Source organism: Catenulispora sp. GP43, assembly GCF_041260665.1.
Taxonomy (GTDB): domain Bacteria; phylum Actinomycetota; class Actinomycetes; order Streptomycetales; family Catenulisporaceae; genus Catenulispora.
Genome location: NZ_JBGCCT010000008.1, coordinates 387,400 through 401,036, shown reverse-complemented (window position 1 = coordinate 401,036; position 13,637 = coordinate 387,400). Strand labels below are relative to the sequence as shown.

General features: G+C 70.6%; 14 protein-coding genes. 6 read left to right on the top strand and 8 right to left on the bottom strand.

From position 1 onward, the window contains the following. Positions 1–94 precede the first annotated feature (94 nt). Positions 95–412, top strand: a complete 318-nt coding sequence (locus tag ABH926_RS19370) for a restriction endonuclease (protein ID WP_370367077.1) — start codon at positions 95–97, stop codon at positions 410–412. Positions 413–535: 123 nt separating this feature from the next. Here the strand turns inward: ABH926_RS19370 and ABH926_RS19365 are convergent, their stop codons facing one another. Next, a complete protein-coding gene (locus ABH926_RS19365; protein ID WP_370367059.1) occupies positions 536–1,702 on the bottom strand; it encodes an acyl-CoA dehydrogenase family protein in 1,167 nt (388 codons plus the stop codon). A 123-nt stretch (positions 1,703–1,825) separates the two neighbouring features. Between ABH926_RS19365 and ABH926_RS19360 the strand changes: the two genes are divergently transcribed. Then, complete coding sequence (locus tag ABH926_RS19360) at positions 1,826–2,680, top strand: 3-hydroxybutyryl-CoA dehydrogenase (RefSeq protein ID WP_370367058.1); 855 nt, start codon at positions 1,826–1,828, stop codon at positions 2,678–2,680. 291 nt (positions 2,681–2,971) lie between these two features. Here ABH926_RS19360 and ABH926_RS19355 read toward each other — a convergent pair whose 3' ends face one another. Further along, on the bottom strand, positions 2,972–3,616 hold the full coding sequence (locus ABH926_RS19355; protein WP_370367057.1) for a response regulator: 645 nt from the start codon (positions 3,614–3,616) through the stop codon (positions 2,972–2,974). Beyond that, on the bottom strand, positions 3,604–4,818 hold the full coding sequence (locus ABH926_RS19350; protein WP_370367056.1) for a sensor histidine kinase: 1,215 nt from the start codon (positions 4,816–4,818) through the stop codon (positions 3,604–3,606). Before ABH926_RS19350 ends, ABH926_RS19355 begins: the two co-directional genes overlap by 13 nt. Before the next feature lie 148 nt (positions 4,819–4,966). Between ABH926_RS19350 and ABH926_RS19345 the strand changes: the two genes are divergently transcribed. Both ABH926_RS19345 and ABH926_RS19340 read left to right on the top strand, forming a co-directional pair. Further along, the gene (locus ABH926_RS19345) at positions 4,967–5,698 is read left to right on the top strand and encodes an ABC transporter ATP-binding protein (RefSeq protein WP_370367055.1); all 732 of its coding nucleotides are present in this window, start codon (positions 4,967–4,969) and stop codon (positions 5,696–5,698) included. 3 nt (positions 5,699–5,701) lie between these two features. After that, positions 5,702–8,281 (top strand): ABC transporter permease, encoded by a 2,580-nt coding sequence (locus ABH926_RS19340; protein WP_370367054.1) that lies wholly within the window; start codon positions 5,702–5,704, stop codon positions 8,279–8,281. Here the strand turns inward: ABH926_RS19340 and ABH926_RS19335 are convergent. After that, complete coding sequence (locus ABH926_RS19335) at positions 8,219–9,535, bottom strand: MFS transporter (protein ID WP_370367053.1); 1,317 nt, start codon at positions 9,533–9,535, stop codon at positions 8,219–8,221. The two genes, ABH926_RS19340 and ABH926_RS19335, sit on opposite strands and share 63 nt — an antisense overlap. A 233-nt stretch (positions 9,536–9,768) precedes the next feature. Here ABH926_RS19335 and ABH926_RS19330 point away from each other — a divergent pair, with 233 nt between their 5' ends. Both ABH926_RS19330 and ABH926_RS19325 read left to right on the top strand, forming a co-directional pair. After that, a complete protein-coding gene (locus ABH926_RS19330) occupies positions 9,769–11,292 on the top strand; it encodes an aldehyde dehydrogenase family protein (RefSeq protein WP_370367052.1) in 1,524 nt (507 codons plus the stop codon). Continuing rightward, positions 11,292–11,690 carry a DUF779 domain-containing protein gene (locus ABH926_RS19325; RefSeq protein WP_370367051.1) on the top strand — a complete coding sequence of 133 codons (399 nt, stop codon included), beginning with the start codon at positions 11,292–11,294 and terminating at the stop codon, positions 11,688–11,690. The genes ABH926_RS19330 and ABH926_RS19325 overlap by 1 nt, the downstream gene beginning before the upstream one ends. A 72-nt stretch (positions 11,691–11,762) precedes the next feature. Here ABH926_RS19325 and ABH926_RS19320 read toward each other — a convergent pair whose 3' ends face one another. From ABH926_RS19320 to ABH926_RS19305, 4 genes are all read right to left on the bottom strand, one after another. Continuing rightward, on the bottom strand, positions 11,763–12,698 hold the full coding sequence (locus ABH926_RS19320) for an LD-carboxypeptidase (RefSeq protein WP_370367050.1): 936 nt from the start codon (positions 12,696–12,698) through the stop codon (positions 11,763–11,765). Between the two features lie 68 nt (positions 12,699–12,766). After that, positions 12,767–13,006, bottom strand: coding sequence for a hypothetical protein (locus tag ABH926_RS19315; RefSeq protein ID WP_370367049.1), 240 nt, complete (start codon positions 13,004–13,006; stop codon positions 12,767–12,769). An 83-nt stretch (positions 13,007–13,089) separates the two neighbouring features. Next, positions 13,090–13,335: a hypothetical protein gene (locus ABH926_RS19310; protein WP_370367048.1), complete on the bottom strand. Its 246-nt coding sequence runs from the start codon at positions 13,333–13,335 to the stop codon at positions 13,090–13,092. After that, positions 13,332–13,598 (bottom strand): hypothetical protein, encoded by a 267-nt coding sequence (locus tag ABH926_RS19305; protein ID WP_370367047.1) that lies wholly within the window; start codon positions 13,596–13,598, stop codon positions 13,332–13,334. Before ABH926_RS19305 ends, ABH926_RS19310 begins: the two co-directional genes overlap by 4 nt. Between the last annotated feature and the right edge of the window lie 39 nt (positions 13,599–13,637).

The following is a 13,637-nucleotide window of genomic DNA, read 5'->3' as shown; positions in this document are numbered from 1 at the left end:
TTGCTGTTCCTGCCGTTCATCCCCGGCCTGCGGTCGGTACCGCGGGTGCTGCCGGTGTACCGGCTGATCTGGCGGGAGCACTACCGGAAGCAGAATCAGGCGCAGGCGACAGAAGCCTGATACATCCAGCCGCGTATGTGTCATCCAGGCCAAGCGCTACAAGGACGCGGTACCGGTCAACGACGTCCGCGCTCTGGCGGGCGTGATGAACGACATGAACGCCGCCAAGGGGATCCTCGTGACAACCTCCTGGTTCGGCAAGGCGAGCCGGGACTTCGCAACGCGCACCGGACGGATGCAGCTGATCGACGCCCGCGAGCTGAAAGCTCTCTTGAAGGAGCATCTCGGCATCGATGCACTCATCAGTCTCCCGAAGCTCCCGCGAACCTGGGAGCGCCGGGATGTCTCCTGATCTGTTCCGTCGTTGATGGTCCTCTGCCGTAGTTCTCACGGAACAGCCACGGAACAAGCCACCGGCCGCCGCACTCCAGCGAGTGCGGCGGCCGGTACCGTTTCCAGCGATCAAGCCTGTGACCTAGATGCTCACCCCGCCCAGCACCTGCCGGGCCATAACAATCCGCTGCACCTGGTTCGTACCCTCGTAGATCTGCGTGATCTTCGCGTCCCGCATCATCCGCTCCAGCGGGTAGTCCTTCGTGTAGCCGTACCCGCCGAGCAGCTGCACCGCGTCGACCGTGATCTCCATCGCCACGTCCGAGGCGAAGCACTTCGCCGCCGCGCCGAAGTACGTCAGGTCGCCGTCGCCGCGCTCGGACTTCGCCGCGGCCGTGTACGTCAGCTGGCGCGCCGCGGTCAGCTTCATCGCCATGTCCGCGAGCATGAACTGGATGCCCTGGAAGTCGGCGATCGGCTTGCCGAACTGCTTGCGCTCCTTGATGTAGTTCGACGCGTAGTCCAGCGCGCCCTGTGCGATGCCCAGGGCCTGCGCCGCGATGGTGACGCGGGTGTGGTCCAGGGTGCGCATCGCGGTGGCGAAGCCGGTGCCCTCGGCGCCGATCATGCGGTCGGCCGGGATGCGGACGTTGTCGAAGTAGACCTCGCGGGTCGGGGAGCCCTTGATGCCCAGCTTCTTCTCCGGGGCGCCGAAGGACACGCCTTCGTCGCCCTTCTCCACCACGAAGGCCGAGATGCCCTTGGAGCGGGCTGTGGGGTCGGTGACGGCCATCACCGTGTAGAACTCCGAGACGCCGGCGTTGGTGATCCAGCGCTTCACGCCGTTGAGGACGTAGTGATCCCCGTCACGGTCGGCGCGGGTCTTCATGCCCGCGGCGTCGGAGCCGGCGTCGGGCTCGGACAGGCAGTAGGAGAACATCGCGCTGCCCGCGGCCAGGGGGGTCAGGTACTTCTGCTTCAGCTCCTCGCTGCCGGACAGGATCACCGGCATCGAGCCCAGCTTGTTCACCGCCGGGATCAGGGAGGAGCTGGCGCATACGCGGGCGACCTCCTCGATCACGATGCAGGTGGCCAGCGCGTCCGCACCCTGGCCGCCGTACTGCTCGGCGACGTGGACGGCCGCCAGGTCCGAGGAGACCAGGGCGTCCAGGGCCTCCTGGGGGAAGCGGGCCTGCTCGTCGACGTCCGCGGCGAAGGGGGCGATCTTCTCCTCGCACAGCGAGCGGACCGCCTCACGCAGCAGGTCGTGCTCCTCGGAGACCTTGAACAGGTCGAAGTCGGCGGCCATGGCGCGCTCCTAGGGGTGAAGGTACTGGGTACCCTTGATTATCCACACCGGGTGCCACCGATACCCTGTGGTACGCACCACAAGTGCAGCATGAGCCGCAACACCTGAACCGGAGGCACATCGGTGATCGAACGAGTCGGAGTGGTCGGCGTCGGCCAGATGGGGTCGGGCATCGCGGAGGTCTGCGCACGCAGCGGGCTGGACGTGATCGTCGCCGACGAGAACGCCGAGGGCCTCAAGCGCGGGCGCGACCGCATCGCGGTCTCCCTCAAGCGCGCGGTCAAGGCGGGCAAGATGAGCGAGGCCGACGCCGAGGCGGCGCTGGGCCGGATCCGCTTCACCGAGGACCTGCAGGAGTTCGCCGACCGGCAGCTGGCGGTCGAGGCCGTCGTGGAGGTCGAGGCCGTCAAGACCGCCGTGCTGGCCAAGCTGGACCTGATCCTGCCCGAGGACGCCATCCTGGCCTCCAACACCTCCTCCATCCCGATCATGCGCCTGGGCACGGCCACCGCCCGGCCGCACAACGTGGTCGGCGTCCACTTCTTCAACCCGGTCCCGGTGCTGAAGCTGGTCGAGGTCATCCCGTCGCTGGCCACCAGCGAGGACACCAAGGCCCGGGCCGTGGCGTTCGTCGAGCAGCTGGGCAAGCAGGCCGTGGTCGCCCAGGACCGCGCCGGGTTCGTGGTGAACTCCCTGCTCATCCCCTACCTGCTGGCCGCGATCCGGATGGCCGAGGGCGGCTTCGCCTCGGCCGAGGACATCGACTCGGGCATGGTCCTGGGCTGCGCGCACCCGATGGGCCCGCTGGCGCTGTCCGACCTGATCGGCCTGGACACCGTCAAGCTCGCCGCCGAGGCGATGTACGAGGAGTTCAAGGAGCCCCTGTACACCCCGCCGGCGCTGCTGCTGCGCATGGTCGAGGCCGGACGCCTGGGGCGCAAGGCCGGGCGCGGGTTCTACGAGTACCCGAGCGTCTGATCCGGATCGGATGTCCGAAGCGGGTCAGACGGTGAGGAACACGTTGATGGCCACGCCGACGATGACGACCGCCAAGACCACGTAGGGCCACATCGGGCGTTCTTTGGGCGGCTTCCAGCCGGTCGAACCGGACATGAGGGTGCTCCTTCGCGCTGCTGGGGAAAGGGATCGCGACGGCTGCGGCCGTCGCTGATCCCATCCTCGAGCGGGGCGCGCGCCATCACATCGGCGCTGCCTCCCGTTCCCTGGTGCAGTTTTCTGCACCAGGGAACAGCTGCGTTCAAGGCCGGCTCAGGACCGCAGATACGTCAGCACCGCCAGCACCCGCCGGTTCCCGCTCTCCGGCGTCGGCATGCCGAGCTTGGCGAAGATGCTCCCGATGTGCTTGTTCACCGAGCTCTCCGTGATGAACAACAGCTCGGCGATCGTGCTGTTGTTGCGGCCCTCGGCCATCAACGCCAGCACCTCGCGCTCGCGCTGGGTCAGCGTGGCCAGCGGGTCCTCGCCTGCCCGGCGGGCCATCAGCTGGGAGATGACCTCGGGGTCCATGACCGTGCCGCCATCGGCGACCAGTTGCAGGGCCTCCAGGAACTGCTCTGCGCGACCGACACGGTCCTTCAGCAGGTAGCCGACGCCAGTGGCACTGTGCGCGAGCAGTTCGGCGGCATAGGTACGCTCAACGTACTGCGAGAGCACCAGGACCGGCAGCGTGGGCAGCTGCCGGCGGGCCTCGACCACCGCCCGCAGGCCCTCGTCGCGGAAGTCCGGCGGCAGCCGCACGTCCACGACCGCGACCTCCGGCCGGTGTTCGAGCAGCGCCGGCAGCAGCTCGTCGCCGTGGTCGACGGTCGCGCAGACCTCGTGCCCCTCGCTGGTGAGCAGTGCGGCCAGCCCCTCCCGAAGCAGTGCGTTGTCTTCGGCGATCAGGATCCGCATGGAATCTCCACTTTCAACACGGTCGGTCCGCCCGGCGGGCTGGACAGCTCGGTGCTTCCGTCGAAGGCGGCGACTCGGCGGCGCAGCCCGGTGATCCCGCTTCCGGCACCCTCGGCGGCACCGCCGTGGCCGTCGTCCCGAACCAGGATGGAGATCGCCTCCGCAGTGGTCCGCAAGCGCACCAGCGCGGTACGTGCACCGCTGTGCTTGGCGACGTTGGTCAGCGCCTCGGAGACCACGAAGTAGGCCGCGGCCTCGGCTGCCGCCGGTGCGCGGAGCGTGGGTTCGGCAGCCTCGCCGAGGTCGATGCCGGTGGGCACCGGACACAAGGCGGCGAGCGCCCGCACCGCCTCGACCAGCCCGCGATCGGCCAGCACCGGCGGGTAGATGCCGCGGACCAGCAGCCGCAGCGAGTCCAGGGCCTGCTCGGCGAGCTGCTGGGCGGTGTCCACCAGGTCGGGGACCTGGTCCGGGCGGCGCTCCAGCGCCCGCCGGATCATGCCCAGGCGCAGCGAGACCGCCACGATGTCGGCCTGGGCGCCGTCGTGCAGGTCGCGTTCGATCCGGCGCAGTTCGGCACCGTGCGCGTCCAGAGCCTCGGCCCGGGTCAGTGTCAGTTCCCGGACACGCTGGGCCAGCCCGGCCCGCGGCCGCGGCAGCGCGGTCAGCAGCCAGCGCGAGGCTTGCGCGTGAAGCAACGCCAGCGGCCGCATCAGGGCCATCGCCACGAAGGCGTAGCCGATGCCCACGACGGCCGCGGCCAGGGCCTTCCACCACGAGTCGACGGTGATCAGGATGATCCGGTCCCGTTGGGAGGGCAGGAGCTGCCACCACACCGGGGCGGTGAGCCAGTTGACCGCGTGGCCGCAGACGACCAGCGCCAGTGCGCACAGGGCGGTGCCCGGAATGCTGTGGCCGAGCAGCCACAGCAGATCTGTGCGGACCACCGGGTCCGAAGCCGTACGCACCTCGGTGCCGAGCATCCGCCCGACGAGGCGGCGGTGGAACTGCGCGTAAGTACGCAGCAGCCGCAGAACCCCTGGCACCAGCAGGAAACCGATCCCCGCCAAGCACAGCGCGCAGGTCACGGCGATCACGACGATCAACACCAGTCCGGCCAGCCCGGTACCGAGGCAGACCAGAACGTAGGCGGCCGCGGGCGCGAACCGGACCGCGGTCTGACGGATCCAGTGCGCGAGCATCGCGATCACTGTACCAACGCCCCAGGTCCCGGCGCCTATGGCAGTTTTCTGCACCATCGGTTCGGCAGCCTGCGCCCTGGTTCGGCGACCGGCCGCGAACCTACGGTCGTGATCGTCAGCAAGGCACGGCGAACGATGGAGGCCGGAGATGATCAGCGACGTGGTACGCATGGACGGCGTCCGCAAGACCTATGGCAAGGGCGCCGGCACCGTCCACGCGTTGCGCGATCTGAGCCTGGCCTTCGCCCGCGGCTCGTTCACCGCGGTCATGGGGCCGTCCGGGGCGGGCAAGAGCACCTTCCTGCACTGCGCCGCCGGACTGGACCGCCCGGACGCCGGCTCGGTGGTGCTCGGCGGCACGGACCTGGCCTCGCTCACCGAGGTGGAGCTGACCATCCTGCGGCGCGAGCGGGTCGGCTTCGTCTTCCAGGCCTACAACCTGATGGCGGCGCTGTCGGTCGCGGACAACATCACACTGCCGCTGATGCTCGCCGGGCACCGGCCGGACTGGCCGTGGCTGCACCAGGTGGTCGAACGGGTCGGGCTCACCGACCGGATGCACCACAAACCGGCCGCGCTCTCCGGCGGCCAACAGCAGCGGGTCGCGATCGCCCGGGCGCTGGCGGCGCGGCCGGAGGTGGTGTTCGCCGACGAGCCCACCGGGGCGCTGGACACCCGCACCGCCAAGCAGGTGCTGCGACTGCTGCGCGATCTGGTCGACGACCTCGGCCAGACGGTGGTGATGGTGACCCACGATCCGGTCGCGGCCTCGTTCGCGCACCGCGTGGTGTTCCTCGCCGACGGCCGGTACGCGCAGGAGCTGACCGGGCCCACGCCGGAGCGCATCGCCGAGCGCATGACCTCGCTGGGAGAGTGGTGAACGGTGTTCCGGCTCGCCATCTCGACCATCAGGGAACGTAAAGCAGGGTTCGCAGGCGCGTTCGTCGCGCTGCTCGGCGCCTCGGTGCTGCTGACGGCGTTCGGCATCATCCTGCAGTCCGGCATCGGCGACGGGGTGCCGGTGCAGCGCTATGCGAAGGCGTCGGTCGTGGTCACCGGCAAGCAGTCCTTCACTGTGCACGAGGGGAAGAAAAGCAAGACGAAGGCGCTCACCGAGGCGGTCGACGTCCCGGCCGAGCTGGTCGGCACAGTGGCGCACGCCGAGGGCGTCGCTCAGGCGGTCGGCGTGCTCACCTTCCCGGCGCAGGTCGTCGCTGCCGACGGGGCCCTGGCCCGGGGCGCCGACGACCGGGTCTCGATCGGGACGAACTGGAGCAGCGCCACGCTCGGCCCGTTCGAGCTCAGCGGCCGTGAGCCGCGCGGCGCCGGGGAGGTTGTGCTCGAGCAGTCCGTCGCCGGCCACGCGAAGGTGAAGGTCGGCGACCATGTTCGTATCGCCTCCACGCGCGCGGCCGGTACGTACACCGTCGTCGGCCTGGTGAAGTACACCGGCGCGGGTGGTGCGCTGCGGACACCGCCGATCTTCTTCGCCGACGACCAGGCCCGGGCCCTGTTCGGCCGCACCGACCAGGTCAGCGCGATCGGGGTGCTGGCGGCGCCGGGCCCGGACGCCGGGCGGCTCGACGACCGGCTCGACGACCGGGTCGACGCCGTGCTCAAGGGCGCGCACGTCTCCTCCCACACCGGCGCCGGGCGCAGCAGCGCCGAGAACCCCGACGTGGCCTCGGCCCGCGGCAGCCTGAAGGAGCTGGCCGGCTCGCTCGGCGGCACCGTCGTCCTGATCACCATGCTGGTGGTCGGCAGCACCCTGGCGCTGGGCGTGCACCAGCGGCGGCGCGAGCTGGCCCTGCTGCGCGCGATCGGAGCCACGCCCAAACAGATCCACACGATGATCGCCGGCGAGGCGCTGGTGGTCGCCCTGGCCGCCGCGACGCTCGGGTGCCTGCCGGGGGTGCTGGCCGCGAAGGCGCTGCGCGGGGCGTTGTCGGTGATCGACGTCCTGCCGCCGGACTTCGAGTTCTCCTACGGCCCGATCCCCATGGTCGCGGCGGTCGGCACCGCGGTGATCGCCGCGCAGGTGGCGGGGTTCGCAGTGGCCCGCCGGGTGGTGTCGGTCCGGCCGGTGGAGGCGTTGGCCCAGGCGCAGAGCGAGGAAGCAGGGCTGGGCCGGGCCCGCGTCGTCATCGGCGTCCTGCTTGTCGTGCTCGGTGCGGCCGCGTCCCTGCTGCCGTTGTTCTTCGGCAGCATCTTCGCGGTGGCCGGCGCCGCCAGCGGCGGTCTGATCATGGTGGTCGCGTTCCTCATGCTGGCGCCGCCGGTGGTGGCACGCGTGACCAGGTTGCTGGCCGCGCCGTTCCGCCGCCGCTTCGGCGACCTCGGATACCTGGCCGTCGCCAACACCCAGGCGAACGCCCGCCGGCTGGCCGCCGGTATCGGTCCCCTGATCCTGGCGATCGGCTTCTCCGCGCTCCAACTGTTCATCCCGACCACCACGGCGGCCGCGGCGCAGGACCAGGCGCGCGCCGGCGTCCTCGCCGACTACACGCTCAGCGGCGCGGCCGGCGGCCTGCCCACCGAGGTTCCGGGCTACGTCCAGGGGCTGCCCGGGGTGGCGGCCGCGGCCGGCACGGTGCGCGTCGGCCTGTTCGCCTCCACCACGATGCTCGGCGACCCCGAGGTGTTCGACTACCAGGCCCAGGGCCTGACGGCCGGCCGGCTGGACCGGGTCCTGGACCTGGACGTGACCGCGGGCGCCTTGGAGCAGCTGCCCGAGGGCACCGCGGCGGTCAGCGACGGCGCGGCCGCCACGCTGGGCACCGGCGTGGGCCGCACGGTGCGCGTCCACCTGCCCGACGGCCAGACGATCGAACCGCGGGTGGTCGCCGTCTACCGCCGCGGCCTGGGCTTCGGCGACCTCACCCTGCCCGCGGCGACGATCCTGCAGCACAGCTCGCGCCAGTTGTACGACTCGGTCCTGGTCCGGGTGCGGGACGGCGCCGACCGCGAGCAGGTCCTGGACGAGCTCAGAGCCCTGCGCGACCGCTATCCGGGCCTGCGCGTCCAGGACAAGGGCGGCCTGTCGGCGGCTCAGCAGCACAGCGCGACGGCGGGCCTGGTCGGCAGTGCCATGCCGCTGGTGCTGGTGTTCGGGTACATCGCGGTGGCCGTCGCGAACACCCTGGTGATGACCACGCTGTCGCGCTCCCGGGAGTTCGCGCTGCTGCGCCTGGTCGGCGCCACGCCGAGCCAGGTGATGCGGATGATGCGCACGGAAACGCTGATGGTGGTCCTGATCGCGGTGGTGGTGGGCACCGCGGTGCCGCTGCTGCCGCTGGCGACGGTCAGCCAGGGCCTGACCGGATCGCCGATTCCTTATGTTCCACCCTTGCTGTACGTGGCGATCGTCGCGGCCGTCTCGGCGCTGGCCGCGGCAGCCGTCCTAGTCCCGACTCGGCTGGCGCTGCGCGCTCGGCCGGTCGACGCCATCGGGATGCGGGAGTAGCGCCGAGGCTGAGACCGAGGCTGAGGCCTGCCCTGGCCCTGGCCCCGGTCCCGGCCCCGGTCCCGGCCCCTCGGTCCCTACCCTGCGCACCGAAGACAGCATCAGCGGCGCGAGCATCGCCAGCGCGAACAGCACCCCCGCGGTGAAGATGACCTCGCGCGTGCCGAACAGGTCGGCCAGCGGGACCACCGTCAGCTGCCCCAGCGGCACCGCGCAGGATTTGCCGAACTGGTCGTAGGACACCACGCGCGACATCATGTCGTTCGGGACGTACGTGTGCAGCGCGGTGTCCCAGGCCACGGCCGCGTAGGTGATCCCGAACCCCGCGACGAAGGACACGGCGGCGATGGCCGCCACTCCCCCGTTCAGGCCCAGCAGCAGATACGGCACCGCCTGCAGCGTGATGAACAGCTGTCCGACCAGCAGCGGCCGCCGCGGCTTCATCCGGATCATCAGCACGCTCATGATCAGCTGACCGGCCGCCCGGCAGCTGATGATCACACCCCAGCCCTCGGCCCCGAACGTCTCCTTGGCCAGCACCAGCCCGAGCACCATCCCGGCGCCCATCTGCAGGAAGCCCGACACCGCGGTGGCCGCGGTCATGGACCAGATCCAGGACGAGGAACGGAAGTACGTCCAGCCGGCCCGCAGTTCGGCGAACAGCTTCCGGTCGGCCATGACCGGCCGGGCCGAGACCGGGATGAAGCAGAACACCACGGCCGCGACGAAGAACGACACCGCGTCCGCGGTAAGGGCCCAGCCGCCGCCGATCGTGCTGACCAGCACGCCGCCGACGGTCGGCCCCAGCACCTTGGCCGCGTTGTTCACCGTGGCCAGCAGCGAGTTCGCCTTCTGCAACCCGACGGGTCGCACCATCTGCGGCACGATCCCGCTCAGCGACGGGCCCACGAACGCCGACAGCACCCCGGTGAGGAACGCCAGCGCGATCAGATACCCGACCGGCTGCCTGGTGAACAGGCAGAACGCCATCCCGGCCTGCGTCACCCCGAGCCCGAAGTGCGTCACCCGCAGCAGCACCGCCTGCCCGATCCGGTCCCCGACCCCGCCGCCGATCAGCACCAGCGCGATCGTCGGGAGCATCTGCGCGGCGACGACGACACTCAGGTCCTTGGCACTGCCGGTGATCTGCAGGACCGCGAAGAACAGCGCGATCTGGGTGGCGGCGCCCCCGGTCACCGAGATCGACTGGCCGATGAAGAAACGCCGGAACGGTTTCTCCCGAAGCGGATTCATGGTTGCGCCCCCAAAGGCGGACGGCACGAGGCGCGCTGACGTTAACAGCGCCGTTCCGCAGGACGCATCCGAATTTCTCCCAATGGGCACCGTGCCGCCTCAAACCTTCATACGCAGATCCACGTACACCGGGGTGAACTGGGTCGGGCCCCGCATTAGCGTCACGCGCATGCCGCCGCGCCGGCCACCGACGGCAGCCCTCTCCAATCGCCGGCGACCATGGAGGTCTGCTCATGACCGTCTACATCGCGCCCGGTCAATCCGACGCCCTGATGAGCTACCAGCCCCGGTACGAGCACTGGATCGGCGGCGAGCCCGTGGCGCCGGCCGGCGGGCTGTACTTCGAGAACCCCACGCCGATCACCGGGCAGCCGTTCTGCGAGGTGGCCCGGGGCACCGCCGCGGACGTCGAGCGGGCCCTGGACGCCGCGCACGCCGCCGCGCCGGCCTGGGGGCGCACCTCGCCCACGGAGCGGGCCGAGATCCTCAACCGGATCGCCGACCGGATGGCGATGAACGTGGACCGGCTGGCGGTGGCCGAGTCGTTCGAGAACGGCAAGCCGATCCGCGAGACGCTGGCCGCCGACATCCCGCTGGCCATCGACCACCTGCGCTACTTCGCCGGGGCGATCCGGGCTCAGGAGGGGGCGCTGTCGGAGATCGACGAGGACACCGTCGCCTACCACTTCCACGAGCCGCTGGGCGTGGTGGCGCAGATCATCCCGTGGAACTTCCCGATCCTGATGGCGATCTGGAAGCTGGCCCCGGCGCTGGCCGCGGGCAACGCCGTGGTGCTCAAGCCGGCCGAGCAGACCCCGGTCTCGGTGCACTACCTGATGAGCCTGATCGCGGACCTGCTGCCGCCGGGCGTGGTGAACATCGTCAACGGCTTCGGTGTGGAGGCCGGCAAGCCGCTGGCCTCCAGCGGCCGGGTGGCCAAGGTGGCCTTCACCGGCGAGACCACCACCGGGCGGCTGATCATGCAGTACGCCTCCGAGCACATCAAGCCGGTCACCCTGGAGCTGGGCGGCAAGAGCCCGAACATCTTCTTCGACGACGTCTCCGGCGCCCGCGACGACTTCTACGACAAGGCCCAGGAGGGCTTCGCGATGTTCGCCCTGAACCAGGGCGAGGTCTGCACCTGCCCCAGCAGGGCCCTGATCCAGCGCGGCCACTACAGCGACTTCCTGGCCGACGCGCTGACCCGCACCGAGCGCATGAAGCAGGGCAACCCGCTGGACTCCGAGACGATGGTCGGCGCGCAGGCCTCCAACGACCAGCTGGAGAAGATCCTGTCCTACCTGGAGATCGGCCAGAGCGAGGGCGCGAAGATCCTGATCGGCGGCGAGCGCGTGGACCTGGGCGGCGAGCTGTCCGGCGGGTACTACGTGCAGCCGACGGTCTTCGAGGGCGACAACGCGATGCGCGTCTTCCAGGAGGAGATCTTCGGCCCGGTGGTCTCGGTGACCAGCTTCGACGACTACGACGACGCGATCCGCATCGCCAACGACACCCTGTACGGCCTCGGCGCCGCCGTGTGGACCCGGGACGGGACCACCGCCTACCGCGCCGGCCGCGCGATCCAGGCCGGCCGGGTGTGGACCAACTGCTACCACCTGTACCCGGCGCACGCGGCGTTCGGCGGGTACAAGAGCTCCGGCATCGGGCGCGAGAACCACAAGATGATGCTGGAGCACTATCAGCAGACGAAGAACCTGCTGGTGAGCTACTCGGCGAAGGCGATGGGCTTCTTCTGATGCCCGAGCCGGCCGCCGGCGCGGCGGCGTCGCGGGTCGCGGTCACCGACACCGCGGCGGCGCTCATGCGCAAGCTCTACGACGCCCACGGCCCCTTGATGTTCCACCAGTCGGGCGGCTGCTGCGACGGCAGCTCGCCGATGTGCTACCTGGCGGGCGAGTTCCGCACCGGGGCCTCGGATGTGTTGTTGGAACGGCTCGAGGTCGAGGGGATCGCCGAGCCCGTGACGTTCTGGATGGGCCGCGAGCAGTTCGAGCGCTGGCGGCACACGCACCTGACGGTGGACGTGGTGCCGGGGCGCGGGGCCGGGTTCTCGCTGGAGGCGCCGGAGGGGGTCAGGTTCCTGATCCGGTCGCGGTTGCTGACGGACCGGGAGGATGAGGTGCTGAACCGGTAGGCGGGTCGCGGTGCTGAACCGGTAGGCGGGACGGTGTGACGGCGGGCGGGAAAGCTCGCCGCCGCACCCTCCTCACTCCCCCGGCGTCGGCCTCAGCGGCGGATCGAGGAACGTCAGCGTCGCCGCCGCCGTGTCCAGGCGCGCCCGCACGCCCAGCGGCAGCGACTGCATGAACACACCGTGGCCGATGTCGGCGCCGAGCAGCACCGGCACGCCGAGGCCGCCGAGCCGGTCGGCGAGCAGCTCCTCGACGTCGGCCAGCGGCCCGCACTCGTCCCAGGTGCCGCACAGGATGCCGCGCACGCCGTCCAGGTACCCGGTGCGCCGCAGCTGGGTCAGGACCCTGTCAAGGCGGTAGGGCAGCTCGCCGACGTCCTCCAGGAACAGGATGCCGTCGCGCGCCGGCACCGAGAACGGCGTGGCCAGCGAGGTGGCCAGCAGGCTCGCGGTGCCGCCGACCGTGACGCCCTCGGCGACGCCGGGGACCAGGGCGCGCGTGTCCTGGAAGACGAGCTCGGTGCACCGCTGCGGGGTCAGCAGCAGGCGCGCCAGCCCCTCGAACGACGGCACGCCGGAGCGGAACATCACGCTGGAGACCATCGGCCCGTACACCGACACCCACCCCAGCCGGCTGCGCACCGCCTCGATCAGGGCCGTGACATCGGAGAAGCCGACCACCACCCGCGGCTCCGGCGTCCCGATCGCCTCCCAGTCGAGCACCTCCAGCGCCCGCTGCACGCCGTACCCGCCGCGCGCGCAGATCACCGCGGCGTAGCCAGGCTCCCCCAGCGCACGCGCCAGGTCCTCGGCCCGCGTCTGGTCATCAGCGGCCAGATACGGATACGGCCCCACCGACCGCGCCGACGGGAACACCTCCGGCAGCAGCCCCACGCTGCGCAGCGCCGCCAGCCCCAGATCGAGCTCCTGGCGCCCGGGCGGCCCGCTGAGCGCGACGACGGCGACGCGGTCGCCGGGCTTCAGGGCCGGGGGTGTCAGGAGAGGGCGCATGAGGCGACTCTCTCATGCGGGGGCCGGGAAGATCGAGAGTCGGCGGGCGGATACATCAAGCAGGTGGATCAGGCTTCGCGACTCGGCTGGGCGGCCCTGTGATCTCCACCAGCGTCGTGCTCCCGAGCCGTTCCCGGTAGTAGAACAGGAAAGGGCCCGCTCGACTCCTCGGTCTGCACATGCAGGATCGTGGCGTGGGCCTCCTTGCCCTGGTCGATGGTGCGCTCACGAACCACTGACCGCACGGCCGCCGCCACCGCGGTGATGACCGCGGTGATTCCCAGGCCGATGAGAGCGTTGGAACTCACACCATCAACGGTAGGCACACCGGCCCCACGATCAAGACGTCGGAGAGCTGGCGCACTAAGGGAGATCACTACGCGGGCCGCATTCATCCGCCCTGCGCGAGGCAGCTGAGGTTCGCGACCACTTCGGCGCCCAGTTTTTCCTCCCCCGCGACGTTGGTGGGGACTTCGGCGCGGTCGAAGACGTCGACGTCGAAGGATCCGTCCTCGATCTCGAGATCGCCGGTGTCGGCGATGTAGGCGGCTTGGCCCATGTTCTCCACCGGAGTGGGTCCCGCGCCCAGGAACTGGCTGGCCGGCTCCAGGCTGAGCGTGAAGACTTCTGTCGTCACGCCTCCAGCGCGTTCCAGGCCAGGCTGGCCACGTAGTGATTGGAGCTCTGGCTGAAGGCGGCGGACACTTGTGCGGTGCCCAGCAGCTTGCACGGGTCGGGCGGTACGGCAGCGGCAGGTTGGGCCGAGGTCTGCTGGGAGGACGACTCGGCCGGAGTCGGTGAGGTGGACGCGGAGCATGCCGCGGCACCCAGGCCGAGCACGATGGCGACGAGGCAGGCCGCGGATCGGGCGGGAAATCTGTCACGCGCGGGAACGGGCATGGCGGCCTCACACCTCGGATCTCATTCGCGGCGCATCCG